The following is a 24,494-nucleotide window of genomic DNA, read 5'->3' as shown; positions in this document are numbered from 1 at the left end:
GTGACGGGGCCGGGCCGCGTCGTCCGCCGAGTACCGAGCATAAAACGTTTCACGGGCGTCGGCGATCCGCGCCCCGGCGCCGTGTCCGGAACTCGCGCCGCACGGGGCACTACCGCCCCGCCACCGGTCGGAGTACGTTTCGCTCGACGGAGCGGGACACGGCGTCCCTCCCCAGTCCCGATCGAGGGGGCTGCCATGTCTTCACCGGTGAAGGCCCGACGCACGCATCTGATCCGACGTGCTCTCGCGGTGCTCGCCGTGCTCTGCCTCCCCGCCGGCGCTCTCGCGCCGTCCGCGGGCGCCTCCCCGGGGTTCCTCGACGGCGGCTGCACCCTCCTGCAGCCGTACTCGCAGCCGCTCGCTCCCGAGTGGGAGGACGAACGGCCGTACCTGGAACAGATGCGGTACTGCACGCAGTACCCCGGCGGAACCGGATCGGCGGTCGTGATCAACCGGAGCGACGTCGTCTGGAGCTTCGACACCGTCCTCGCCTTCCTCTACACGCGCTTCGACGCGGATAGACCCACCGCCACCGCTCGCGACCGGCGTCTCACGGTGCACGCGGTGAACTCCGCGAGGGCCTTCATGCTGCCGGGCGAGGGGCTCCGCCTCCCGGCGAGCGCCGGGAGCTTCACGATCGACCAGTCGCTCACCCAGCAGTGGGCCGCGTACGACGTGGTCGAGACGGTCCTCGACGCCGCTCTGGACGAGAAGGGCCTCGGGATCGCCCTGCGCTGGGCGGCGAAGGGGGACAAGCGGGCGTCGGCGGTGCGCGCGTGCCTCGGAGCGGTGTCCGACACCAGTCAGCTCCGCCGGGCGGATCCCGCGACCGTGCGCGCTTCGCTGCTGGCCGAGCTCGGGCTCCCCACCGACACCGTCGAGGACGTGGTCTCGTCGGCCGGCTGCCTGGGCGAGCTCTCGTCGCTCGCCGAAGCGGCGCGCAGGAAGGCGGGTCAGCGGGCGCCCCTGCAGTGGGCGAGCGCCGTCGAGGGCCTGGCCGAGAACGGAGCGCTCCTGATCACCGTGGACGACCGCCTCTCCGTGCTCCTTCGCACCGTGATGACGAGGCTGCGCTGAGCGCGGTCGGCGCCTCCCGTGCACTCGCGGTGCACGCACCGTCCACCCCTGTCCGCCGGGGTCCGCGGCGCGATGGGATGGAGGCACGCCCGCACCGGGCACCACGACGGAAGAAGGACCCATGACCACCTGGCTCATCACCGGCTGCTCCACCGGACTCGGCCGCGCGCTCGCGACCGCCGTCCTCGAGCACGGGCACGACGTCGTCGTCACCGCCCGCGACGTCGACTCGGTGCGCGACATCGCCGAGCAGCACCCCGGCTCCGCTCTCGCGCTGGCGCTCGACGTGACCGACGAGGCGCAGGTCGCCGCGGCGGTCGCGGCGGCCGAGGAGCGCTTCGGGGGAGTGGACGTGCTCGTCAACAACGCCGGCTACGGCTACCGCGCCGCGGTCGAGGAGGGCGAGGACGAGGATGTGCAGCGGCTCTTCGACACGCAGCTGTTCGGCACCGTGCGCACCGTGAAGGCGGTGCTGCCCGGGATGCGCTCCCGCCGCTCCGGCACGATCGTGAACCTGTCCTCGATCGGCGCGCGCGTCTCGCCGGAGGGCTCGGGCTACTACGCCGCCGTGAAGGCCGCGATCGAGGCGCTCACCCTCTCGCTCCGCAAGGAGGTCGCGCCCCTCGGGATCACGGCGTTCTCCGTCGAGCCCGGCGGGTTCCGCACCGACTTCGCCGGCCGCTCGCTGACGCAGTCGTCGCAGCCGATCGCCGACTACGCCGACACGGCGGGCAAGCGCCGCAAGGAGAACGACACCGTCCACGGCACGCAGGCCGGCGATCCCGCGAAGGCGGCCGCCGCACTGATCCAGGTCGTCGAGGCGGAGTCGACCCCGTCCCTGCTGCTGCTCGGCAACGACGCCTCCGACGCCTACCGCACCGCGCTGAACGCCCTCCTCGCCGAGGCCGACGAGTGGGAGGCGCTCAGCCGGAGCACCGACTTCTGAGCAGGCGGCTCAGGCCGGCGCGTGCACCAGCTCCGAGATCCGCCGCTTGTACTCGTTGAACTCGGGCGTGGTGACGTCGCGCTCCTCCGGGAGAGCGATCGGCACGATCTCGCTGATGTGGCCGGGGACGCCGTGCGAGGCGCCCCCGGTCATCACGACGACGCGGTCGGCGAGGTAGACCGCCTCCTCGATCGAGTGGGTGACGAACAGCACGGTGGTGCGCGTCTCGCGGTGGATGCGCTTGAGCTCGGCCTGCAGGTCCGAGCGGGTCAGTGCGTCGAGCGCGCCGAACGGCTCGTCCATCAGCAGCACGGAGGGCTCGTTCGCGAGCACGCGGGCGATCGCGACCCGCTGCTGCATGCCTCCGGACAGCTCCCCCGGGAACCGGTCGGCGAAGCGCGTGAGCCGCACCGCCTCGATGAAGCGGTCGGTCACCTCGGTCACGGCCGCCTTCGGCAGCTTCTTGCGCCGGGGCCCGTAGGCCACGTTCTCGCGCACGCTCAGCCAGGGGAAGAGCCCGTAGTCCTGGAACACCACGCCGCGATCGGGACCGGGGGAGGCGACGGGGACGCCGCCGACCTCGACCACTCCCTCGGTCGCCTCCTCGAACCCGGCGAGGATGCGCAGCAGCGTCGACTTGCCGCAGCCGCTCGCGCCGACGACGGCCACGAACTCGCCGGAGGGGATGTCGAGCGTCACGTCGGCCATGGCGAGCACACCGCCGATCGCGGTCTCGTAGCGCTTGACGAGGTCGAGCACGTGGACGTCGGCGGTGCGGACGGGTGCGGGCGTCATGAGGGCCTCACTTGATGAGCGGCCGGCGGCCGAAGAGCAGACGGAAGACCAGGAGGAGCAGGCGGTCGGAGGCGAAGCCCGCGATCGCGATGCAGATCATCCCGACCACGATCAGGTCGGTGCGCACGACGTCGCGCGCGAGGAAGATCGTCGAGCCGAGGCCCGTGCTCACTCCCGTCGTCTCGCTGAGCACCAGCACGACCCAGGCGAGCCCGAGGCCCACTCGCATGCCGTTCACGATCGCGGCGGCGGAGGCGGGCAGCACGACCCGCGCGAGGACGCCCGCGGTGCCGGTGCCCAGCATCCGCGCGGCCTCGATCAGCCGGGGCGGCACCTGCCGCGCGCCGCTGATGGTGCCGAGCACGATCGGGAAGAAGGCCGAGAGCGTGATCAGGAAGATCGACGCCTGGTCGCCGTAGCCGATGAGCAGAGCCACGAGCGGCACCCAGGCGGTCGCCGGCACCGGCCGGAACAGGTTGATGAACGGATCGAACAGCGAGTTGACCGTGTAGTAGCGGCCCATCAGCACGCCGAGCGGGATCGCGATCACCGTGGCCAGCGCGAAGCCGCCGAACACGCGGCCCGCGCTCGCGCCGAGGTCGGCCCAGAGCCCGCCGCTGAAGGCGTCGTTCCGCAGGCCCGCGAACGCGTAGTCGATCAGCGAGACGAGCACGTCGCCCGGGTAGGGCAGGAACGCCATCCGGATGCCGAACGGCAGCTCCCACTCGCCCGCCCGCCCGAACTGCCAGAGCAGCACGAACAGGATCGGGACGGGCAGGCCGAGCAGGAACGTGGTCCAGCCCGAGCGGGCGGGCCGGCGCCTGCGCGCCGTGGTCGAGAGCCGCTCGGTCGCCGTCGACGGCTCGGCCGTGGTCGTCACGAGGTCGGCGCGAAGCTCGTGTCGACGACGTCGGCGATCGCGGGCGCCTCGTCGATGAAGCCGAGCTCCTGCATCTGGGTCGCGAGCGCCTCGAGCTGGCCCTGGTACTCCTCGGTCAGGTCGGAGCGGAGCCAGAAGTTCTCGAGCGCCGACTCGAGGACCTCCTGGTCGCCGCCGAACTCCGAGATCATCTCGGGCAGCCACTCGTCGACGTTGTCGTTCATGTAATCGATGGTCGCCGCGTGGGTGTCGACGACCTTCTGCACGACCTCCGGCTGCTCCTCGATCATCGCGCCGGTGGTCACCAGGCCGATGTTCACGCGGCCGATCGGGGTGTCGTAGGGGTCGGCGATCTCGGTGCCGCCGGCCGCTTCGGCGAGCGAGACGCCGATCTCGACGCCGAAGAACGCATCGATCGAGCCGGTGGTGTACGCCGACGCCATCTCGGGGACGGGGATCGTGGTCAGCTCGAGGTCGGAGTCGGTGAGGCCCGCCTGCTCGAGGTAGTACCGCAGCGCCACCTCCTGGGCGCTGCCCTGGATGTAGCCGACCTTCTTGCCGGCGAGGTCCTCGACCGACGAGATGCCCTCGCCGCCGATGAAGCCGGAGCCGCCGTCGGCCGCGGAGGCGACGATCTTCAGGTCGCGGTCCTGGGCGATCGACGAGATGGTCGGCGTGACTCCCGAGATCGCGAAGTCGATGGTGCCGGCGACGAGCGCGTCCGAGAGCGCCGGGGTCGTGTCGAGCGTGATGACCTCGAACTCCACTCCCTCCTCGGCGAACTGCTCGTAGAGGAACGGCTGGTAGAAGTGCGGCTGACCGCGCAGGGTGCCGACCGTGACGGTGACCGTGTCGCCGCTGTCGCCCGACGCGTCGCTCGGCCCCGAGCAGGCGACGAGCGAGACGGTGGCCGCGACGGTGGCGCCGAGAGCGAGGGCGCGGAGGAGGGAACGGGACTGGGGCATGGCGGGCTCCGTGGGGTAGAGGTGCGCGACCCCGTGCTGTCGGGGACGTCGTGCCTCCACTCAACCCTGCGCAGAAGTCCGGGCATTTCTGAGCGGTTTCGAACGTGTTAAACCCCGGACACCCTTCCGGGGCACGGTGTCACGCCCGCGCGAGGAAGCGGTCCGCCGTGCGCAGCGACAGCGCCATCGTCGCGAGCGCCGGGTTGGCGATCAGCGCGCTCGGGAACACCGAGTTGTCGCAGACCCAGAGGTTGCGGATGTCGAAGCTGCGGCCGTCGGAGTCGATGACCGCGTCGTCGGGGTCCGTCCCCATCCGGCAGGTCCCGAGGGTGTGCGCGGTGCGCGCCAGCACGCGTGTGCTCGTCGCCCCGGCCGCCTCGACGATCGCCGTCATGGTGCGAATCGCGTGCGCGTCGATCGCCTTCTCGTTCGCGCCGGCCGAGAACGAGATGCGCGCCTTCGGCACGCCGTGCTCGTCGAGCTCGTCGGTCAGCTCGAGCAGGTTGCCCTCGGCGGGCAGGCACTCGGCGTTGATGCCGACTCCCGCCAGGAAGCGGTAGCCGTCGAGCGCGTCGACCAGCTCGCGTCCCCACAGGCCTCCGCCGCGGGCGAGGGTCGTCGCGAGGGTGAGCGGCATCACTCCGAGGCTCTGGATGAGGTAGCCGCCGGCGAAGTCGGCGTCGGCGGGGCGCACCGTGTCCTCGGTGATCACGGACGAGGGATAGCCGCGGTAGCCGCGCATCTCGCTCTCGAAGGTGCCCCAGACCTGCGTGGCGCCGTGCGCCAGGAAGTTGCGGCCGACCTGCCCGCTGCTGTTCGCGAGGCCCGTGTGCAGCAGGAGGCGCGGAGTCTCGACTCCGCCCGCGCAGAGGAACAGCGCCGCGCAGCGCTGCCGGCGCTCGACGCCGTCGGCGGTGTAGACGACGGCGCTGACGCGACCGGCCGCATCGAGCTCGATGCCGTGCACGAACGACTCCGCCCGGATCTCGGCCCCGTCGCGGACGGCCTGCGGGAGGTAGGTGTTCTCGGTGCTCGCCTTGGCGCCGGTGCGGCAGCCCTGGTGGCACTGGCCGCAGTTGACGCAGGCGGGGCGGTCGCCGAAGGCGCTCTGCTCGCGGCCCCGGCTGAGCACGGCGGCGGGAGCATCGGTGGCGCGGATGCCGAGGGCCTCGCAGCCGCGCAGCATCATGTCGGCCGAGGCGTTGCGGCCGACCGGCCCCTGCAGGTAGCGGCGGGAGGGGTCCCACGGGTAGTCGGCCGGCCCCGAGACGCCGATGGTCGCCTCCACCTGCTCGATGTAGGAGGTCAGCTCGGCGTGCGCGACCGGCCAGTCGCGGCCGAGGCCCGACTCGGTGCGCAGCAGCAGGTCGCGCGGGTCGGGGCGCGGGGTGAAGGCGCCCCAGTGCAGCGTCGCGCCGCCGACTCCGCGGCCGCTGTTGTTCGGGCCGAAGGCGGTGGGGGTCTCGCCGCCGCTGAGGCGCTCCTCCATCCAGTTGATCTGCGTGGCCGCGTCCTCGTCGGCCGTGTAGTCGACCGGGTCGAAGTGCGGGCCGGCCTCGAGCGCGACGACGCGGAGGCCGCGCGCGGCGAGGGAGGCGAGGAGCGGCGCGCCTCCCGCGCCCGTGCCGATCACGACGGCGTCGACGACCTCGTCGAGAGCGAAGCGGCGCATGCCTGCGGTGTTCATCGGCGGCTCCTCGCGGTCGGCTCCCAGGGTTCCCGTTCCTCCGCGCCGAGCAGGCGGAAGCCGGGGATGAGGGCGGTGTCGCCGCCCGTGGCGTAGCCGTCATAGCCGACGCGCGCCATCGTCGCGGGGTGCGCGAGCCACTGCCGCACGAGGTCGACGCGGCAGTCCTCGAACCAGGCGGTGAGCTGATCGGCCGAGAGGGCGCCTCGGGCGCTCGTGCCGAGGTCGCGGAGGGCCGCGTCCTGATCGGCGAGCGACTCGAACCCGGCGAGCGCGTCGAGCGCCAGGACGTAGGCGACCGGGTCGGCGGGCAGCTCGGCGTTGCGCCAGCCGTCGCCCGTGCCCTCGGCCAGCTGGGCGTCGACGCGGGCGGCGAGATCGATCGGGGGGCCGTCCTGCGGCACCACCCGGTCGGCGACGGCGCGCAGGGTGGTCAGCTGCGCGGAGGTGAGCACCTGCGGCTGGTAGTCCGGGTCGTCGGACAGGGCGCGCTCGGCGAGCCCGGCGCGCACGCGGCTGCTCGTGCGGGCCGAGGCGATAGCGCGGGAGGCGTCGCCCGGCACGATCGGGCCGGTGCCCGCCTCCTGGGCCCAGAACGCGCGGATCTCGGCGGCGAGCTCGACCGGGCGCTCGAGGGGGATCAGGTGGCCGGCCCCCTCGAAGGTGACGAGCCGCGAGCGCGGGTAGAGGCGGCCGTTGGTGCGGCGCTGGGCGTCCTCGCCGAGGTCGCCGTCCTCGCCGCCCGCGATCAGCAGAGCGGGCAGGGCGGAGACGTCGCCCGAGAAGTCGGTGCGGCTCCCGGTCTCGAGCCACTCGCGCCACGCGTCCGGCGAGGTGCGCCGCAGATCGGCGAGGGCCTGCTGCTCGAGCGCCGACGGCAGCGGCGCTCCCACGTTCTGGTCGAGGAAGGTGCGCGCCTGGTCGTCGTCGAGCGGGCCGTCGTCGACCCAGTCGAGCATGGTGCGGCGACGCTCCTCGTCCATCGGCTCGGGCGAGAGCGGCGAGCCCGCCATGAGCACGACTCCGGCGAGGCCGAACAGACCGGAGCGGCCCGACATCGTCCGCTCGGCGACGAGGGAGGCGATCCTGCCGCCCATGCTGTGGCCGGCGATCAGCCAGCGGCGGGCCGAGTGCTCGCGGATGCGGCGGACGACGGACTCGGTCATCTGCTCGACGGACGTCTCCGGGCTCTCGTGCTCGTCGCCGAACCCCGGCAGGTCGAGTGCGATCACGTCGACCGCGCCGTCGAGCTCGCGGGCGAGGGCGTCGAAGAGGCGTCGGCTGAGGCCCAGACCGTGCAGGGCGAAGAGGGTGGGAGTGTCGGCGGCACTCGGGGGCATGCTGGCTCCTTGATCGCGGTCGCGTCCGGCGCGACGTCTTCCATGCGACCACAGGCCGACCGGTGTTTTCGGCACTTGCGCGGGCCGAGCAGCCGTGCAACGCGCCGGGGCTCAGTCGGCGGCCGGAGGCTCCTCGAGCGGCACGAGGACGACCTTCTCGTTCTCGACGGTGACCGTCATCGGCCGGTGGCCCTCGATCGTCACCGTCTGCCCCGCCTTCAGCCCGCCGCCGTCGAGCAGCGACTGCGCGACCCGCGTGCTCTGCTCGATCGCGTCCTGCGTGACGACCGCGGTCGGCGCGTCGCCGGCGGGCGCGGCCGGGGTGTCCTGCGACCGCGCGAGGCGCGCGAGGGACCCGGCGAGACGGTCGAGGCGCAGGAAGCGGGGGAGCGGCATGACTCGATCGTGCCGCACCCCGCCTGTGCCGTCGATCCGAGCGCGGAGGGGTTGCGCGGGCGGTGCCGTGGAGGGCTGCCGTTCCGTGTCTTCACTGATCCGCGCCGCCGGGTGGCTCCCCGGGCGCCACTGCGCGCCGCCGGACCGATCCGCGCGCGCGGGAACCGTTGATCGGTCAGAACGGTGGCGGGTCGTCGTCGAACCGCGGGGGTGGTGCGGGTGGCCTGCCGGGGAGGGCGGGTGGAGAGGTGGTGACGTGGCGTCCGGTGGGGGTGGTCCACTCCGTGGTGCCGTCGGGGTGGAGGCGGTAGGTCCACCGGTCGCCGTGGCGGACGTGGTGGTGCGCGGTGCAGAGGGACGCGAGGTTCTCGAGCGTGGTCTGTCCGCCGTGGCGCCATTCGATCGTGTGGTCGGCCTCCGCCGTGGACGCTCGGCGGGTGCAGCCGGGGAACCGGCAGGTCTGGTCGCGCAGCTGGAGGTGCAGGCGCATCCGCGAGGGTGGGAGGCGGTGGGTGCGGCCGACGGAGGTGACGGCACCGGTGTCCGGGTCGGTCAGGATCCGCGTGAACGACGCCCCGACCCGGACCAGGTCGCGCGCGAGGTCGGCGGGGACGGGGCCGTAGCCGTCGAGGTCGGCAGGGGCGTCGTCGAGACCGGCCGCGGTGCTCGCGGCCAGGGTCAACCGGATCTCGGCGCGCACGCCCGGCACGAACGTCGGAGGGGCGTCGCGTTCGTCGCCGAGGGGCGTCGTCCCGGAGATGTCGCCGTCGCAGAGCAGATCGGCCAGGGCATCCGCGCGCAGCTGCGCGAGGGTCCGTTCGTCCCCGGGGTCGCCGTCACCGGCGCCCGTCCCACCGTCGCGGAGTGTCCGGGCGATCCGGTCGAGGCGGTCGTAGACGCCGACGGCGATCGGCGCCGGCAGGTACGCGGACAGGGTCGCCATCCCGTCGAGGTCGGGCGTCAGCCACACCGCCCGGTCCTCCTTGGCTCGGGCGTGCCGTTCGGCGAGGGGCTTCTCGTGCAGCTCCTCCCGCAGCCGCGCCAGGAAACGGCGCAGCTGGGTCGGGGTCCTCGTCAGGGCCGCGTCGGCCGCGCGCTCGTCGAACACGGCGAGCGACTCCTTCGGCAGGGTCGCCGCGACGGAGCAGATCACCTTCCCGGCCTCCCACCGCATCCTCGACCCCGCGAGCGCCGCCCGCGTCACCGGGAGATCCTCCACGAGCAGGTGCGCGCGCTCCAGATCGCGCGCCACGTCCCGCTCGGACACCCCCGACCCGACCGCCAGCTCCGCGCGGATCGACCGCTCCACGAGATGGTTCGACTCCCGCGCCGACAGGCCCCCGCGGGCGAACGACAGCGGGATCGCCAGCGCCGCCCGATACACCTCGTACAACCGGACATCGGAGGCGAGCAGTCTCGGCGACGCCTCCCGAGCGAGCCGGCCGACCTCGCCGGCGCCCTCGCGCACCTCCTCGAGCGACGTCACCGCCGCCTCCACCACACCCGCTCCTGCCATACCGATATTGAATCAGGGACCACCGACACCCGGGCGGCCCGAGGGCCGGAACGGGACGACCCACGCCCGAAGAAGACCTGTGGAGGACCGGCGCGACGCTCCCCGCTAGCGTTCCCCCAGGACCACGCTGACGAAGGGGGAACCTCACCGTGCCACTGGACGAGACCGACCGCGATCTGATGCGGGCCGTCGCCCGCTACCTCAAGCGCATCGAGGCGCTCGAGATGTCCGAGCAGGCCGCCGCGCGCACGCCGCTGGGCGACGCGGTGAGCGAGTTCCTGGGCGCCGACGCGACCGCGCTCGCCGTCACGACCGAGGAGATCGCTCCGCACCGCCTGGTCGACGCCGACATCGCGCTCGAGCTGATGGCCGGCGAGGGCGGCGCCGGCGAGGGTGGCACCGACGGGGTCGGCACCGGCGGGGTCGGCCCGAGCGTCCTCGGCGTGGGCGGCGGCGAGCAGCGCTTCCACTCCGCGATCGGCGAGCTGCTCGGCAACCCGCACACCCGCTTCGCCCCCGGCCCCGTGACCTACGCGACCCGCGCGACCGGTCCCGACTCCGACCGTCGCGTCGTCGCGTTCGGGGTGCGGCTGCTCCGCGTCGAGGGCGTGCCGGTGGCGGTCCTGCAGCGCGACGCCTCGCCGCAGTTCGGCCGGATGACCGCGACCCTCGAGGTGGTCGCGGCCGACGAGAGCGCGGTGCCCGGATTCCTCCGGCGCCTGCACGAGCTGATGGTCGAGCACAGCGTGCTGCGCGGGCAGGTGCTGTCGTTCTCGGGCACCGAGTACGGGCACCAGGCGGGGGCGACGTTCCTCGCGCGCCCCGAGGTCCCCTCCGGCGACGTCGTGCTCGCCGAGGGGGTGCTCGAGTCGGTCGTCGACCACGTCGTGGGGATCGGCGAGCACCGCGCCGAGCTGCTCGAGGCCGGTCAGCACCTCAAGCGCGGGCTGCTGCTCTACGGCCCGCCCGGTACGGGCAAGACCCTGACCGTGCGGCACCTGCTGACCCGCACGCCCGGGGTGACGGCCGTGCTGCTCACCGGATCCAGCATCCAGTTCATCCAGGCCGCGGCCGAGGTCGCGCGCACGTTCCAGCCCTCGCTCGTCGTGCTGGAGGACATCGATCTCGTCGCGATGGAGCGCAGCCACAGTCCGCAGCCGCTGCTCTTCGAGGTGCTCGACGCGCTGGACGGGCTCGACGGCGACGCCGACGTGGCGTTCGTGATGACGACGAACCGGGTGCAGGTGCTCGAGCGCGCCCTGGCCGCTCGCCCGGGCCGGGTCGATCTCGGGGTCGAGATCCCGCTGCCCGGCGAGGCCGCGCGCCGGCGCCTCTTCCGCCGGTACGCGGGCTCGCTGCCGTTCAGCGACGCCGCTCTCGAGCGCGCGGCCGACCGGGCGGAGGGCACCACCGGGTCCTTCGCGAAGGAGCTGATGCGGCGCAGCGTCCTCTCGGCCGCCCTCCGCGGCGCGACGCCCGACGACGACGATCTGGCCGGTGCCCTCGACGCGCTGCTCTCCTCCGGCGAGGCGCTGACCCGGCTGCTGCTGGGCAGCGGCCCCGGAGGCGAGGACGCGGACGGCGACGAGGGCCACGTCGTCGTCGCGCCGGGCCGCTACACCTCCTCCGCGATGAGCAGCCACCTCGAGATCACGCACGATCCGGCCTGACCCGGCCCCGTCGCTCCGCCATGACCGTCTCGTTCGAGTGCCGCACCCGCTCGGCCCGCCCCGCCGCCGAGCTGTTCGACCGCGCGCGCGACATCGATCTGCACCGCGCGTCGCAGGCCCGCGCCCGCGAGCGCGCGATCGGCGGAGTGACGTCGGGCCTGATCGGGCTCGGCGACCACGTGACGTTCCGCGCCCGCCACTTCGGGGTGCCGCTCACGCTGACGAGCACGGTGACGGCCCTCGACGCCCCGCGGAGCTTCGTCGACGAGCAGACGAGGGGTCCGTTCCGCAGCTTCCGGCACGAGCACCGGTTCGAGTCCGACGGTGCGGGCTCGGTGATGATCGACTGCGTCTCGTTCGCCGCCCCGTTCGGCGTGCTCGGGCGACTCGTCGAGAGGCTCGTGCTCGCCCGCCACCTCGAGCGCCTGATCACGGCCCGGGGCCGCTACCTCGCGTCCTGAGGCGGCGGTGCGATCGACCCGCGCGGGCCGCTCCGACAGCGCCTCCGCGATGGATCGGTGAGCGGGTCAGTCGGCCGTCACCGTCGCCGACACCACCTCGACCACCTGCGCGAGGACGTCCGCGAGCGGCTCCACGGCCCCGCCCGTGAGCCACCGCTCGAGCGTCAGGTCGTAGACCGCGACGGCCAGGCGGCCCGCGACCTCGGCCTGCAGGGGCGCCAGCCCCCGGCGGACGAACGCCTCCGTCGCTCCGTCGTGGATGATCGCGAGCTTGCGCAGCTCGCGCTCCCGGAGCGCCTCGTCCGTCCGGACGATCGTCCACCGCCGCAGCAGCTCGGAGCGGTACAGCTCGAGCCTCGGCACCACGACCGAGCGCAGCCCGCTGTGGATGACCGCCATCGGAGCCAGCGCGGGATCGGCCTCGTCGACCACCCGGGCGACGACCGCCGGCAGCTCCTCCTCGCCGACGAAGAGCACCTCGCGCTTGTCGGCGTAGTAGCGGAAGAAGCTGCGCGTCGTCAGCCCGGCGCGCTGGGCGATCTGCGGCACGGTCGTCGCCGCGAAGCCCTGCTCGAGGAACAGCTCGATCGCCGACTCGTGGAGTCGGCTCGCCGCATCCGGAGCCCATCGCGTCATGACCGACATGCTACTTGACGACACGCCGTGTCATCATCGATACTCATGACACGGCGTGTCATCGGACCGTCGCGAAGGAGTCGTCATGCCGCAGCACCCCACCCGCCACTCGCACGCCCGCCCCGGGGCGGCGCACTGATGGCCGCGCACGAGGCCCTCCGGCTGCGGTCGCGGTTCGGCTCGCTCGAGGTGGGCGCGGCACCCGTGCCCACTCCCGGCCCCGGCGAGGTCGTCGTCCGGGCCGGCGCCGTCGCGGTGAACCCCGTCGACGCCCTCCCCGGGATCGCCCGCGGGTTCGTCTACCCGTGGCTGAGCTACCCGGCGGTCCTCGGCAGCGACGTCGCGGGCGAGGTCGTCGCCGTCGGCTCGGGTGTCACGACCCTCGCGGTCGGCGACCGGGTCGCCGGCTTCGCGGTCGGGGCGGAGCGGAGCCGGAACTCACCCGCCGAGGGCGCGTTCCAGACCCATGTCACGCTGCTCGCGACCCTGTGCGCGCCGATCCCCGATGCGCTCTCGTTCGCCGACGCCTCCGTGCTGCCCCTCGCTCTGACGACGGCCGCCGCCGGCCTCTTCGAGGGCGACCAGCTCGCGCTCGAGCTCCCGCGCGTCGACACCCCGGCGCGCGGGACGACCGTGCTCGTCCTCGGGGCGGCGACGAGCGTCGGCATGAACGCGGTGCAGCTCGCCCGCAGCGCCGGCCATCGCGTCGTCGCCACGGCGTCGTCGCGCAACACCGGGCTCCTCCGGGGGCTCGGCGCCGATGCGGTCGTCGACTACCACGACTCCGACGCGGTGGCGCAGCTCGTCCGTGCGCTCGACGGGCACGATCTCGCGGGCACGATGGCGGTCGCGAGCGGATCCCTGCCGATCGCGCTCGCGGTCGACTCCGCACGGGGAGTGGGCGGGGTGCGGCGCATCGCCTCGGCCCACCCGACTCCGGTGACGACCCTGCGGGCGGCGCTGGCCCGTCGCCGCGGCGTGCAGGTGTCGGCGATCTGGGGCGGCAGCCCGAAGGACACCCCGGTCGGCGAGGGCATCTGGAACCACTACCTGCCCGCGGCGCTCGTGGACGGCCGGCACCGCGCCGCCCCGCAGTCGCGCGTCGTCGGCCACGGACTCGCCGCGATCCCCGAGGCGCTCGCGCGGCTGCGCCGGGGGGCCTCCGCCGAGAAGTTCGTCGTCACGCTCTGATCCGCCCCTCGCCGACCCGTTCCGGACATTTCCCGCCGGTACGGTGTCGCTCATGAGCGACTCCCTCCCGCACGTCCTGTTCGTCTGCCGCAAGAACGGCGGCAAGTCGCAGATGGCCGCCGCCCTGCTCCGCGATCTCGCCGGCGACGAGGTCGCGGTGGTCTCGGCGGGCACCGCGCCCGGGGACGCCCTCAACGGTCAGTCGGTCGAGTCGCTGACCGAGCTCGGCATCGACCTCGGCGACGAGCACCCGAAGGCGCTGACCGACGAGATGCTGCGCGCGGCCGACGTGGTCGTCGTCCTCGGCGCCGAGGCGCAGGTCGAGGAGGTGCCCGGTCCGCGCTACGAGACCTGGATCACCGACGAGCCCTCGGAGCGCGGCATCGAGGGCATGGAGCGGATGCGGCTCGTGCGCGACGACATCCGCGCGCGGGTGCAGGGCCTCCGCGCGCGCCTCTGAGCGCTCGATGCAGGGGTGTGCGCCGCGATCACCCCGCGCGTTCAGAGCGTCCTGAGATTCTCTTCCTACAATCGGGTGCCACCCCGCGTCGCCGGTGAACGGAGGGGCCCGGTCGTCCGTACCCCTCTGAGAGGGACCGTCCGGTCCGAGGGGAGGCGGCCGATGGCGATCGCACTCGCTGCGACGAGCCGACGACGAGAGGGGCAGGCCGTGACCCAGCCCGACCGGCGATCGCGTCGTCGCGCCGACCTCGATCTCACCGCCGCCTTCGACGAGCACGGCGCCGCGCTGCTCGGCTTCGCCGTCAACGCCCTGCGCGACCGCGGTCTCGCCGAGGACTGCGTGCAGGAGACGTTCCTGCGCGCCTGGCGCTCGCGCGAGCGCTACTCGGCCGAGCGGGCGAGCGAGCGCACCTGGCTCTTCGCGATCGCGCGCAACGTCGTGATAGACGTGCACCGCTCGGTGCAGCGGCTGCCGCGCCTGGTCGCGGCGGAGGTGCTCGAGGACCTGCCCGGCGATGAGGCGGATCCGCTCGTCCCGCTGATGATGCTGGAGGCGCTGGCGCGCCTGAGCGCCGAGCACCGCGGCATCGTGGTCGCCGTCCACGTGCGCGGCGAGAGCTACGCCGAGGTCTCCGCAGCGACAGGCGTCCCCGTCGCGACCCTGCGCACCCGCGCCTTCTACGCCCTGAGGGCGCTCCGCGAGCATCTCGCGGACGCCGAGCCGACCGCCGAGGAGCGATCATGACCGACACCGACGACCCTCGCGGTGATCGCCGCGGGGAGCTGATCGCCGCGGCCCTCGCCGGCGAGCTCTCCCCGGACGAGCGCGCCGAGTTCGACCTCCTGCGCGCCGCCGACCCCTCGATCGACCGCGAGCTCGCCTCGTTCGGCGTCGTGCTCGCCGATCTGCGCACCGTCGGCCGGTGGGACGAGGTCGCGCCGTCGGAGGATCTGCGCCGGCGCATCCAGACCCTCGCGGGCGTCGCGCCGGTCGCGCGCGGTCGCGGTGCCCTGATGATCGGAGCCGCGGCGGCATGCCTCGCGCTCGGCGCCGTCGGCGGTGCGGGGCTGTACCTGCTCGGCGACCGCCCGGTCGAGGGCGCGCCGGGCGACCTGGGCGCCGTCGAGACGATCGCCTTCGACGGCGCCCCCGAGGGCGTCGAGGTCGACGGCTCGCTCGTCGCGCACACCTGGGGCACCGAGACGATCCTGCGGGCCAGCGGCTTCACCGTCGGCGAGAGCTACGACCTCGTCCTCGTCACCGACGAGGGGGAGCGGCTGCCGTCCGGGTCGTTCCTGGGCAGCGCGGTCGAGATCGACTGCGAGATGAACGCCGCGATCCTCCGCGAGTCGGTCTCGGCGGTCGAGATCACCGACGACTCGGGTGCGACCGTCGCCGTCGCGGAGCTGCCCGCCGTCGCGAGCTGACGCCCACCCTCCGATCGACATCGCCCGGGCGATCGAAGCGAGATCGCGGAGGCGCGACCGGCTCGCGCACCCCGCTGCGTCCCCCGGTCTCCCGGGTCGGGTCGAATGACTCGTGCCGGGCGCGCGCCGCCCTGACAGGATCGCGACGAGCGCGCCCCGCCAGGGCGCGCGGACCGGAGGTCACGATGTCCAGGAACCAGCCGCGCCGCGACACGGCCGCACCGGTGAGTGCGCGATGACCACCGCGGACCGAGTGCCGATCGAGCCGCAGGCGGTCATCGCCCCGCTGAGCCGCTCCGCCGTGTTCCTGTCGGTGGACATCGTGGGTGGGCAGGACGCGGCCGACCGCGTGCGCGATGTCGTCACCGACGTGGGCGGCCTCATCCGCGCGGTCGGCTTCCGCGACCTCAGTGCGAAGCTCTCGTGCCTGGTCGGGGTGGGCAGCGACGCATGGGACCGGTTCGGCGCGACGACCAGGCCCGGGCAGCTCCACCCGTTCCGCGAGGTGGCAGGCGCGAAGCACACGGCGGTCTCGACCCAGACCGACCTCCTCTTCCACATCCGCTCCGACCGCGACGACGCCTGCTTCGAGCTCGAACGGCTCCTCCTCGAGGCGCTGGGGGCCGACGTCGTCGTGCGCGACGAGGTCGTCGGCTTCCGGTACTTCGACAACCGCGATCTGCTCGGCTTCGTGGACGGCACCGAGAACCCGACGGGAGAGGCGCTCCCGAGCGTCGCGCTGATCGGCGCCGAGGACGAGGCGTTCGCCGGCGGGACCTACATGGTCGCCCAGAAGTACCTGCACGACCTCGACGCGTGGCACTCGCTCTCGACGGAGCAGCAGGAGCGCGTCATCGGCCGCCGCAAGGCGGACAACGTCGAGGGACCCGACGACGACGCCGAGCAGCTCTCGCACCGGGGGCTGGCGACCGTCGTCGACGAGGGAGGAACCGAGCACGACATCCTCCGCGACAACATGCCCTTCGGCAGGCCCGGCCGGGGCGAGTTCGGCACGTACTTCCTCGGTCTCGCCGCCGACCTCTCGGTGATCGAGACGATGCTCACGCGCATGTTCGTCGGCGTCCCCGCCGGCCGGCACGACCGACTCCTCGACTTCTCGACCGCGATGACGGGAGGCGTCTACTTCGTCCCGTCGCGCGACCTGCTCGAGTCCCTCGGCGGCTGAGGAGACGCGCCCGGGTCGACGGTCGCCGTCCCGGAGGGTGTTCCGACGATCCGAGGAGGGCGGCGGCGCGACCGCGCGACAGCATGGGGTCATCAGGCTCGGTCCACAGCACCCGGGAGTCACGATGACGATCAGCATCCCAGCGCCTCCTCCGCTCCGCGGTGGCACGGCATCGCCCGACGTCGTCGTTCGGATGCTGACGCCCGGCTCCTCGGCGAGGGAGCGGCTCCTCGTGGTCGAGGGTGGGATCGGCTGCGGGAAGACGCACGCGCTGACCACGGCCGCGGCGGCGGCCCGCGCGGCCGGACACGAGGTGATCGAGGTGCGGCCCGACCGCGGCGATCCGGTCATCAGCGCCTCCTCCCTCGCTCTCTTCGCGGCGCTCATCGGACATCTGCACCGGGTGCGCGACGGCGCGGCGCGGCCGAGCTCGCCGGAGCGCGCCTTCCTGATCGTCGTCGACGACTGGGAGCGGTTCGATGCCGCAGCCCGCACCAGCCTCCAGGCCCTCCTCACCCAGCTCGTGACCGAGGCGGGAGCCGCCTGCATCATCGCGACGACCGACCGTCAAACCGTCACGGGGTGGACCGAGCTGCCGCACCGGCGGCTCGATCCGCTCGACGCCGCGGCGGCCCGCGGACTGCTGAGTGCGCGCGACGTTGACCTGCCCTTCCGGCTCGTCTCGCGCCTCCTGATGCTCACTGCGGGCAACCCGCTGCTCCTCGACGTCATCGGTCGGGCGTGGGCGGAGGACGCCTCGGCAGGGCCTTCGCCGTTCCGCCCCCACCCGCGGATCCCTGCGGCCGAGGAGAGGGTTCTCGCTCGGACGCGGTCGCTGTCGAGGGAGTGCAGCGACGAGCTGCTGCTGGTGGCCGTGGCCACCGCCGAGCTCCCCGGGGCGGGCCCGTGGGTGGGGGAGCCGGGGCCCGTGCGCGAGGCCGCCGAGGCGGGGCTGCTCGCCCCGGCCGGGGAGGGCTGCGTCTTCCGCGATCCGGTCGTGCGAGCGGTGGTGCTCTCGACGGCAGCACCCGCCGCCCTGCGCGCCGCCCGTGTGCTCGTCGCCGACCGCCTCGGCGCACCCGAGCACCTGCGCCTGCTGCTGGGCGAGCCGAGTGGTGCGACGCCCGAGGAGCGCGTGGACCTGCTCGAGAGGGCGGCGGACGAGCGCCTCAGGGCGGGCCGGGCGCAGGAGGCGCTGGTGCTCCTCTCGGAGGCGCGCGGACTCGCGCCCACCGGCACCGTCCGCGACGGCATCACCGCCCGTACCGCCGTGATCGCGGCGTTCGAGGGCGACGCCGCTTCCCTCGAGCGGGCGCTCGACGGCGGAGCCGCGCTCGGCGAGCCGTCCCGGCTCCTCGACGCGGCCCGGCAGGTCGACGCGCTGACGCGTCGCGGCGACGTCCGCGAGAGCAGACGCGCGGTCGTCGCCGCTCTGGCCGAGGCGCCACCGGACTCCGCGAGCGCCGACCTGCTCCTCACCGCTCTGCACTTCGCCTGCGTGCTCCGGGGCGACGCCCAGTGGTGGGAGGAGGCCCTCGATCTGGGCGCGGAACGTCGTCTCGACCCGGTCCTCCGCCTGGTCGAGGCCTGCGTCGCGCCGACCGCCCCCGACGAGTGGGAGCGGCGGATGCGGCTCGCGGAGGAGTCGGCCGCCTCCGGCGACCCCTGGAAGAAGGTCGCGCTGCACCTGGCCTGGTCTCTCCTGGAGGTGTCGGACGAGCGCAGCGCCCGTCTCGCCGGAACCCTCGACGCGGCGGAGCGGGAGGGCGGCCTGCCCGCGACCCTCGCGCTCACCCGCAGGGCGGTGGCAGCCCTCCACCGCGGTCGGCTCGACGAGGCGGCCGCTGATCTCGACAGCGCGGCGCTCTCGGCGCGGGAGCTGCCGACGGTCACGGCGCTGATCGAGGCGACCCGGGCTCTGCTCCACGCGGTGCGGGGCGACGACGCCGGCACCCGTCGCAGCGCCGAGCGCGCGACCTCGTGGGCTCTGCAGCACGGCGCCCCGACCATCGCTCGGGCGGCCGATCAGGCCCGCTCGTCGCTCGATCTGGCTCGCGGGCGGTTCGAGGAGGCGCACGCCCGCTTCTCGGCCCGACCGTCGACCGCGACCATCGGCCCCGGGCCGGGCTACAGCCCCCTCGAGCTGCTCGACGCCGCCGAGGCCGCCTCCCGACTGCGGCTGATCGAGCACGCGGCCGCGCTCCGGGAGGCGGCGGACGACCTCGCGGGCGCAGTCACGACTCCCCGGCAGCGGATGCTCGTGACCGCGGCGACCGCCGTCCTCGACACGACCGAGGGAGCGTGCGCGGTCTTCGAGCAGGCCCTCGGACTGGCCTCCGACGAGTTCCCGCTCGAGCGGTCCCGGGTCCACCTCTGCTACGGCGAGTGGCTGCGGCGGCGGACGCGTCCGCTCGAGGCGCGGGCCCAGTTCCGGCTCGCCGCGGCGGGCTTCACCGCCCTGGGGGCCGAGCTCTGGCACACCAGGGCGCAGCAGGAGCTCCGGGCCGCGGGCGGAGGCCCGACCACCCCTGTTGCCGCCGCCGCGGGGGCCGAGCTCAGCGAGCAGGAGCGCCGGGTCGTCTCTCTCGCTGCGGCGGGTCTGTCGAACAAGCAGATCGCGAACCGGCTCTTCGTCTCACCGCGAACGGTGAGCGGCCACCTCTACCGCGTCTTCCCCAAGCTCGGCGTGACGTCGCGGGCCGGACTGAGGGACGCGCTGCTGGCTCTGCAGCGCGATCAGCGCGCGGAGCAGTGACGGCGGCGGCGGCCCGACCGGTCGCTGATCGAGTCATCCGACCTGGCGCGAGCCGGCCCCTTCGCGGCACCCTGGGTGCATGACGTCGCAGATGATCGATCCCTCCGTCCCCCCGAGCGGCCCCGGCTGCGTCGAGTGCGAGCAGACCGGCTCGTGGTGGCTGCACCTGCGCCGCTGCACGCGATGCGGGCACGTCGGCTGCTGCGACGACTCCCTGAACCGTCACGCGACCGCGCACTACCGGACCACCGGGCACGCGGTGATGCAGAGCTTCGAGCCGGGCGAGGACTGGTTCTGGGACTTCACCGCCGACGACTACACCGACGGTCCGCGTCTCGCCGACCCGCAGAGCCACCCGGCCGGCCAGACCACTCCCGGGCCGGCCGACCGTGTGCCGCGCGACTGGCAGCTCCTCCTCGCCGAGCGCCGCTGACCGGAGGCGCCCCGGGCCGCACTCAGGCCTCCTCGAAGCCGTCCAGCGCCTCGGCCTCGGCGATGCGCAGTCGCATCTGCCGGTAGCGGTGGAACTGGTAGACGCCGTGCAGCACGGCGAGCACGAGGGCGGCGGCGATCCCGGCCGCGATGGCGCGGGTCTCGTCGGCGCCTGCCTCGGCCAGCGCCAGCGCCACGCCCGCCCCGGCGACGATCGAGTTCACGACGCCGATCGCCGACGACATGGTGAAGAAGATCCCGCGCCAGCTGCGGCGCCGTCCGATCTCGAGCAGCTCGTTCGGGGCGTGCCTGCCGCGCGGCATGGTGAAGTAGCTGCCGGCGCCGGGCAGCAGAGTGCCGTAGTAGCGGCGGATGCGCTGGATGGCGGTCAGCGCCGCGATGTCCTCCATCGAGGTCTGCACGAGGCGCTCGTAGGTGAAGACGCCCAGCAGGACCACGACCGGGATGATCACCGCCAGGAACCCGATCGCGTACTTCGTGGGCGCGAGGAATCCGAAGGCGACGAGCGAGCTCGACAGCATCGTCAGGTAGAGCGACGCCCTGCTGCTCGACTCGGTCACGGTGATGCCCCTGGCCGACTCCAGGACGAAGTGCTCGGTGAGCAGGGCGTTGAGGAACGCCGCCGGCCGGTCGGGGAGGGACGAGGCCGACACGGCGGCATCGGGCAGGGCGGCCGACTGCGGCGGCTCCTCCTCGTCGAGGCGCTCGCTCGGCTCGGGGTTCACGGCCGCCGCCCCTCGAGGCGCGCGGCGGTCGAGTCATCCGACTCGCGCGCGGGCGCCGGCGCCGGTCCTAGCGTCGGAGGCGATGCCGGAGGCCGCACAGGCGCTTCCGTCGAACCCGAAGGGCAGCCCATGACCACCGACGCACCTCTCCTCGACGCGAACCAGCGCGACACTCCCCTGCGGCGCACGCCGCGCGCGGCGGGGTGCCGGGCATGAGCGCGCCGGACGAGACCGCGCGGGACCTGTCCGGGTCCGCGCTCGACCGGCTCCGCCAGCTCGAGGCGCTCGACGGCGACGCGCTCACCTCGCGCTGGCTGGTGCGCCAGCTGCGGCTCGCCCTCGAGGATCTCGCCGCCCTCGAGCCGGTCGCCGACGCCGAGCGGGAGCGGCGCGAGGACTTCTGACCCCGCCCCGATCACCGGGCCACCGCCGCACTGCCTCGGCACCGTCGAGCGCGCCATCACGAGCAGGGACGTCGTCGCGACGATCCAGGACCCTGCTCCGTGACGGAGGGACGGCGGCGTGCGGGTCACGACGTCTCCTGCAGGTGGCGGTGGGCGAAGGTCACGGCCATGGCGCCCTCGCCGACGGCGGAGGCGACGCGCTTGACCGAGCTGCGACGCACGTCTCCGGCCGCGAAGGAGCCGGGGACGCTCGTCTCGAGGTAGAACGGGGCGCGCTCGAGCGGCCAGTCGGGGGCCGCGTGCGCGCCGGTGAGGTCGGGACCCGTCACGAGGTACCCGGAGGCGTCGCGGACGATCCCGGTCCCCTCGGCCCAGGAGGTGTCGGGCGCGCCGCCGATGCAGACGAACAGGTGCGAGGTGCCGAGGGCTCCGTGCACCCCCGTCGCGGTGTTCTCGACGTCGATCGACTCGAGCGCCTCTGCGCCGTGGAGGCCGGTCACCCTCGAGTCGAGCATGATCGTGACGTTCGGCTGCCGGACGACCCGATCGGCGAGGTAGGAGGAGAGGCTGTCGGCCAGGTCGCGTCCCCGCACGAGCATCGTCACGTGCCGGGCGTGCCCGGCGAGGTTCATCACCGCCTGACCCGCCGAGTTCCCGCCGCCGACGACCACCACGTCCTCTCCCTCGCACAGAGGCGCCTCGCTCGTCCCCGCCCCGTAGTAGACGCCGACGCCCAGGAGCTCGTCCTCCCGATCGAGGCCGAGGCGGCGCCACTCGATGCCGGTGGCGCAGATGTTGGCGCGCGCGACGACGGTCGTCCCGTCGGCGAGCAGGGCGTGGATCCGGTCGTCTGCGAAGCGCGCCCTGATCCCCTCCCGCATCATCAGCAGCTCGGCACCGAAGGCGACGGCCTGCTGGCGCGCCCGCTCGGCGAGGTTCGCGCCTGCGATGCCGTGGGGGAAGCCGAGGTAGTTCTCGATCAGGCTGCTGTAGCCGGCCTGCCCGCCGATCGCGGACCGCTCGAGGACCACCACCCGCAGCCCCTCGGAGGCGGCGTACACGGCGGCCGAGAGACCCGCCGGTCCGGCGCCGTAGATCGAGAGGTCGTACTCGGCCAGGCGCGGCGAGCCCACCCAGCCGAGGCGGCCGGCCACCTCGGCGATGCTCGGATCGAAGGCCCGGGTCCCGTCGGGGAAGAGGACGAGGGGGAGGGACGCCTCGGCGAGGGGCCGGCCGGCGACGGCCAGGCACTGCTCGTCGGTGTCGAGCGGTGTCCACGCGAACGAGACGACGCTGCGCGAGAGGAAGTCGCGGATCTCCCAGGCGTCGCGGCTCTCGCGCCGTCCGTAGAGCCGGACCTGCGGGAGCTCGGGCTCGCGCGTGGAGCGGGCGGGCACGGGGCCGGTCACGACGCCCTCAGCCTCTCGTGGCCGCCGCGGAACCTCATCAGCTTCAGGCACAGGTGCAGCGCGCTCCGTGCGAGACCGTCGTCGAGGGCGGCTCTGACCGCTGCCGGCAGATTCTCCAGCCGGTAGTAGAGCGTGGTGCGGTGGATGTGCAGGATCGCGCACGCCTCCCGCACGCTGCCGCGCACGTCGAGGTAGGCCTCGACGGTCTGGCGCTGGACGTCGTCGCCCTTCTCGAGCAGGGTCGCCGCCGCGGGCGACAGCATCGCCAGCTGCGAGCTGTCGGCGGCGACGCTGGACAGCAGCACCCAGGCTCCGAGATCGGCGATGTCTCCGCGGTCGCGGCCGTCCGGCAGCGAGCTGACGATGCTCGCGGCGAGGGAGGCGTGGTCCGCGGTCGCTCGCAGATCGTCGTCCTCGCGTCGGTGCCGGGCGGACCCGATGGCCAGCACGCTCGTGCCGTGGCCGCGTACCTCGGCGCGGAGGATCGCGTCCGTCCGGGCGCCGTGGTCGGATCCCGGCGTCTCCGTGCTGACGAAGAGCAGCATCCCGCCCTCGTCGGCCAGGTGCACCAGGCCGGAGGAGGGGGACGCGTCGAGCCGACGGGCCAGCGACGCCCGCTGCAGCGCGGCGCCCGCCCCGCCCAGCAGCACCGCGCGGACGACGGTGTGCTGATCGCGCCGCAGCCAGTGCCGCTCGACGGCCTCGGCGAGCGACGCCCGGCGCCTCCCCGCGTCCGGCGCCAGCAGGCCCGAGACGACCTCTGCGCGCCGGGAGCTCTCGGAGACCGGGGCCGTCGGGCGCAGGATGCGGCGGACGGTGTCGACGGCCGCGTCGATGAGGGAGTAGTGCTCGGGTGCCAGCGGCGGCAGCTGGTCGTCGCCGACCCTCAGCACCGCGAGCCGGCCGCGGAGGTCGCCCACCGGGAAGACGCCGCGCCGGCGGGCGTCGCTCGCCGCGGTGCGGGCGGGATCCTCGCGGAATCGCACCGGCGTGCGCCGGCCGACCGTGGATCCGGAGCTGGAGGCGAGGACGAAGTGGCGGGGGTCCTCGATCGCGACCGGCCGGCCGAGTGCTCCGGCGAGCTCGTCGACCACGTCCTGCAGGTTCATCGGCGGATGTCCGGGTGGGGGGTCATGCGGCGATCTTTGTGGAGGGTCGGCTCCACTAGCGTGACCCTCGCAGGCCCCCCTTGGTGGTCCGGCTCCCGGGGGCCCGGAATCCGGCGGGCGTTGCGGCCGGGGTGGGTCCAGCGGGGTCACCTTCACCGGTGCGGGCGGTCCTACCGTGTGAGCCGTGGTGGACGACGCAGCGCTCCCGCAGATCCCCGACTCGATCCGGGCCCTGCTCGACGGAGGGGTGGAGACGCCCGCGTTCGTCAGGGACAGGCATCTGACCGTCGTCGCCTCCGACGACCTCGCGCGAGCCGGGCTCCGTGTGCCGCCGCTGCCGACCCGGGGTCAGGCGTCGAGGGTCCATCTCGGCCGGACCCAGTGGCAGGTGTAGCCGCCGGGGTGCTTGCGCAGGTAGTCCTGGTGCTCCTCCTCGGCGTCCCAGAACTCGCCGGCGGGCTCGACCTCGGTGACGACCGGGCCCGGCCATCGCCCGGACGCGTCGATCTCGGCGATCGTCTCGCGGGCGATCCGCTCCTGCTCGGGGGAGAGGAAGAGGACGACGGAGCGGTAGGCCGTGCCGACGTCGTTGCCCTGCCGGTTCTTCGTCGTCGGGTCGTGCACCTGGAAGAAGAACTCGAGCAGGTCGCGGTACGAGAGCTGCTCGGGATCGAACTCGATCTCGACGGCCTCCGCGTGGTCGCCGTGGTGGCGGTAGGTGGCGTTCGGAGTGCTGCCACCGGCGTAGCCGGCCCGGGTGCTGAAGACCCCCGGCATGTCGCGGATGAGCTCCTGGAGTCCCCAGAAGCATCCGCCCGCGAGGATCGCGCGCTCCTCGGCCATCAGAGGCCGGCCGTCGTGTCGAGCCCGGAAGGGGCCTCGTGCAGAGAATCGTCCATGGTGACGAGTCCATCACGGACGAGCGGGTCACGGTGAGCGTCGGATGACTCTCCGAGCAGAACGAGCGCTTCCCTGGCCCTCCGACAGCCACGCTGGGGTGCGG

Annotated in this window: 25 protein-coding genes; 13 read left to right on the top strand and 12 right to left on the bottom strand. The window is 73.8% G+C overall.

Going from position 1 to position 24,494, the window contains the following annotated elements; translation table 11 throughout:
- Positions 1 to 195 precede the first annotated feature (195 nt).
- On the top strand, positions 196 to 1,077 hold the full coding sequence (locus GSU68_RS15575) for a hypothetical protein (RefSeq protein ID WP_159909577.1): 882 nt from the start codon (positions 196 to 198) through the stop codon (positions 1,075 to 1,077).
- Positions 1,078 to 1,198: 121 nt separating this feature from the next.
- Positions 1,199 to 2,023, top strand: a complete 825-nt coding sequence (locus GSU68_RS15570) for an oxidoreductase (RefSeq protein ID WP_159909576.1) — start codon at positions 1,199 to 1,201, stop codon at positions 2,021 to 2,023.
- A gap of 9 nt (positions 2,024 to 2,032) precedes the next feature.
- On the opposite strand, the gene GSU68_RS15565 is transcribed toward GSU68_RS15570, so the two are convergent.
- From GSU68_RS15565 to GSU68_RS15535, 7 genes are all read right to left on the bottom strand, one after another.
- Entirely contained in the window at positions 2,033 to 2,818 is a 786-nt protein-coding gene (locus GSU68_RS15565; RefSeq protein ID WP_159909575.1) for an ABC transporter ATP-binding protein, read from the bottom strand.
- A 7-nt stretch (positions 2,819 to 2,825) separates the two neighbouring features.
- Entirely contained in the window at positions 2,826 to 3,698 is an 873-nt protein-coding gene (locus GSU68_RS15560; protein ID WP_159909574.1) for an ABC transporter permease, read from the bottom strand.
- Positions 3,695 to 4,663 carry an ABC transporter substrate-binding protein gene (locus GSU68_RS15555; RefSeq protein ID WP_159909573.1) on the bottom strand — a complete coding sequence of 323 codons (969 nt, stop codon included), beginning with the start codon at positions 4,661 to 4,663 and terminating at the stop codon, positions 3,695 to 3,697. Before GSU68_RS15555 ends, GSU68_RS15560 begins: the two co-directional genes overlap by 4 nt.
- Before the next feature lie 139 nt (positions 4,664 to 4,802).
- The gene (locus GSU68_RS15550) at positions 4,803 to 6,350 is read right to left on the bottom strand and encodes a GMC family oxidoreductase (RefSeq protein ID WP_159909572.1); all 1,548 of its coding nucleotides are present in this window, start codon (positions 6,348 to 6,350) and stop codon (positions 4,803 to 4,805) included.
- Positions 6,347 to 7,690, bottom strand: a complete 1,344-nt coding sequence (locus GSU68_RS15545) for an alpha/beta hydrolase (protein WP_159909571.1) — start codon at positions 7,688 to 7,690, stop codon at positions 6,347 to 6,349. The genes GSU68_RS15550 and GSU68_RS15545 overlap by 4 nt, the downstream gene beginning before the upstream one ends.
- A 111-nt stretch (positions 7,691 to 7,801) precedes the next feature.
- Positions 7,802 to 8,086 carry a hypothetical protein gene (locus GSU68_RS15540; RefSeq protein ID WP_159909570.1) on the bottom strand — a complete coding sequence of 95 codons (285 nt, stop codon included), beginning with the start codon at positions 8,084 to 8,086 and terminating at the stop codon, positions 7,802 to 7,804.
- A 175-nt stretch (positions 8,087 to 8,261) separates the two neighbouring features.
- Positions 8,262 to 9,602: an HNH endonuclease signature motif containing protein gene (locus tag GSU68_RS15535; protein ID WP_159909569.1), complete on the bottom strand. Its 1,341-nt coding sequence runs from the start codon at positions 9,600 to 9,602 to the stop codon at positions 8,262 to 8,264.
- A gap of 149 nt (positions 9,603 to 9,751) precedes the next feature.
- Between GSU68_RS15535 and GSU68_RS15530 the strand changes: the two genes are divergently transcribed.
- Both GSU68_RS15530 and GSU68_RS15525 read left to right on the top strand, forming a co-directional pair.
- A complete protein-coding gene (locus GSU68_RS15530) occupies positions 9,752 to 11,272 on the top strand; it encodes an ATP-binding protein (RefSeq protein ID WP_244259303.1) in 1,521 nt (506 codons plus the stop codon).
- A gap of 20 nt (positions 11,273 to 11,292) precedes the next feature.
- Entirely contained in the window at positions 11,293 to 11,733 is a 441-nt protein-coding gene (locus tag GSU68_RS15525; protein WP_159909568.1) for an SRPBCC family protein, read from the top strand.
- A gap of 66 nt (positions 11,734 to 11,799) precedes the next feature.
- Here the strand turns inward: GSU68_RS15525 and GSU68_RS15520 are convergent, their stop codons facing one another.
- Positions 11,800 to 12,369: a TetR/AcrR family transcriptional regulator gene (locus tag GSU68_RS15520; protein WP_159909567.1), complete on the bottom strand. Its 570-nt coding sequence runs from the start codon at positions 12,367 to 12,369 to the stop codon at positions 11,800 to 11,802.
- 138 nt (positions 12,370 to 12,507) lie between these two features.
- Here GSU68_RS15520 and GSU68_RS15515 point away from each other — a divergent pair, with 138 nt between their 5' ends.
- The 7 genes from GSU68_RS15515 (at position 12,508) to GSU68_RS15485 (ending at position 19,824) form a co-directional block, all read left to right on the top strand.
- Entirely contained in the window at positions 12,508 to 13,560 is a 1,053-nt protein-coding gene (locus GSU68_RS15515) for a zinc-binding alcohol dehydrogenase family protein (RefSeq protein WP_159909566.1), read from the top strand.
- Positions 13,561 to 13,612: 52 nt separating this feature from the next.
- Positions 13,613 to 14,020: a low molecular weight phosphatase family protein gene (locus GSU68_RS15510; RefSeq protein ID WP_159909565.1), complete on the top strand. Its 408-nt coding sequence runs from the start codon at positions 13,613 to 13,615 to the stop codon at positions 14,018 to 14,020.
- A 210-nt stretch (positions 14,021 to 14,230) separates the two neighbouring features.
- Entirely contained in the window at positions 14,231 to 14,767 is a 537-nt protein-coding gene (locus GSU68_RS15505; RefSeq protein WP_244259302.1) for a sigma-70 family RNA polymerase sigma factor, read from the top strand.
- Complete coding sequence (locus GSU68_RS15500; RefSeq protein WP_159909563.1) at positions 14,764 to 15,450, top strand: hypothetical protein; 687 nt, start codon at positions 14,764 to 14,766, stop codon at positions 15,448 to 15,450. Before GSU68_RS15505 ends, GSU68_RS15500 begins: the two co-directional genes overlap by 4 nt.
- A gap of 235 nt (positions 15,451 to 15,685) precedes the next feature.
- Positions 15,686 to 16,636 carry a Dyp-type peroxidase gene (locus GSU68_RS15495; RefSeq protein WP_159909562.1) on the top strand — a complete coding sequence of 317 codons (951 nt, stop codon included), beginning with the start codon at positions 15,686 to 15,688 and terminating at the stop codon, positions 16,634 to 16,636.
- Between the two features lie 124 nt (positions 16,637 to 16,760).
- Positions 16,761 to 19,391, top strand: a complete 2,631-nt coding sequence (locus GSU68_RS15490; protein WP_159909561.1) for a LuxR family transcriptional regulator — start codon at positions 16,761 to 16,763, stop codon at positions 19,389 to 19,391.
- Between the two features lie 79 nt (positions 19,392 to 19,470).
- Positions 19,471 to 19,824, top strand: a complete 354-nt coding sequence (locus GSU68_RS15485; RefSeq protein ID WP_159909560.1) for a UBP-type zinc finger domain-containing protein — start codon at positions 19,471 to 19,473, stop codon at positions 19,822 to 19,824.
- A gap of 22 nt (positions 19,825 to 19,846) precedes the next feature.
- On the opposite strand, the gene GSU68_RS15480 is transcribed toward GSU68_RS15485, so the two are convergent.
- On the bottom strand, positions 19,847 to 20,569 hold the full coding sequence (locus GSU68_RS15480) for a hypothetical protein (protein WP_159909559.1): 723 nt from the start codon (positions 20,567 to 20,569) through the stop codon (positions 19,847 to 19,849).
- Positions 20,570 to 20,781: 212 nt separating this feature from the next.
- On the opposite strand from GSU68_RS15480, the gene GSU68_RS15475 reads away from it, so the two are divergent.
- Positions 20,782 to 20,973: a hypothetical protein gene (locus GSU68_RS15475; protein WP_159909558.1), complete on the top strand. Its 192-nt coding sequence runs from the start codon at positions 20,782 to 20,784 to the stop codon at positions 20,971 to 20,973.
- A gap of 125 nt (positions 20,974 to 21,098) precedes the next feature.
- On the opposite strand, the gene GSU68_RS15470 is transcribed toward GSU68_RS15475, so the two are convergent.
- Positions 21,099 to 22,382 carry an FAD-dependent oxidoreductase gene (locus GSU68_RS15470; RefSeq protein ID WP_208544588.1) on the bottom strand — a complete coding sequence of 428 codons (1,284 nt, stop codon included), beginning with the start codon at positions 22,380 to 22,382 and terminating at the stop codon, positions 21,099 to 21,101.
- Complete coding sequence (locus GSU68_RS15465; RefSeq protein ID WP_159909557.1) at positions 22,379 to 23,491, bottom strand: helix-turn-helix domain-containing protein; 1,113 nt, start codon at positions 23,489 to 23,491, stop codon at positions 22,379 to 22,381. Before GSU68_RS15465 ends, GSU68_RS15470 begins: the two co-directional genes overlap by 4 nt.
- A gap of 184 nt (positions 23,492 to 23,675) precedes the next feature.
- On the opposite strand from GSU68_RS15465, the gene GSU68_RS15460 reads away from it, so the two are divergent.
- Positions 23,676 to 23,885, top strand: a complete 210-nt coding sequence (locus GSU68_RS15460; RefSeq protein ID WP_159909556.1) for a hypothetical protein — start codon at positions 23,676 to 23,678, stop codon at positions 23,883 to 23,885.
- Here GSU68_RS15460 and msrA read toward each other — a convergent pair.
- Positions 23,840 to 24,334, bottom strand: a complete 495-nt coding sequence (gene msrA / locus GSU68_RS15455) for a peptide-methionine (S)-S-oxide reductase MsrA (protein WP_159909555.1) — start codon at positions 24,332 to 24,334, stop codon at positions 23,840 to 23,842. The genes GSU68_RS15460 and msrA overlap by 46 nt on opposite strands.
- Positions 24,335 to 24,494: the final 160 nt, after the last annotated feature.

Source organism: Rathayibacter sp. VKM Ac-2759 (assembly GCF_009834225.1).
In the GTDB taxonomy this organism is placed as follows: Bacteria; Actinomycetota; Actinomycetes; order Actinomycetales; family Microbacteriaceae; genus Rathayibacter.
Note: the sequence above shows the minus strand (reverse complement) of the source record. Positions and strands in the feature narration are given on the sequence as shown.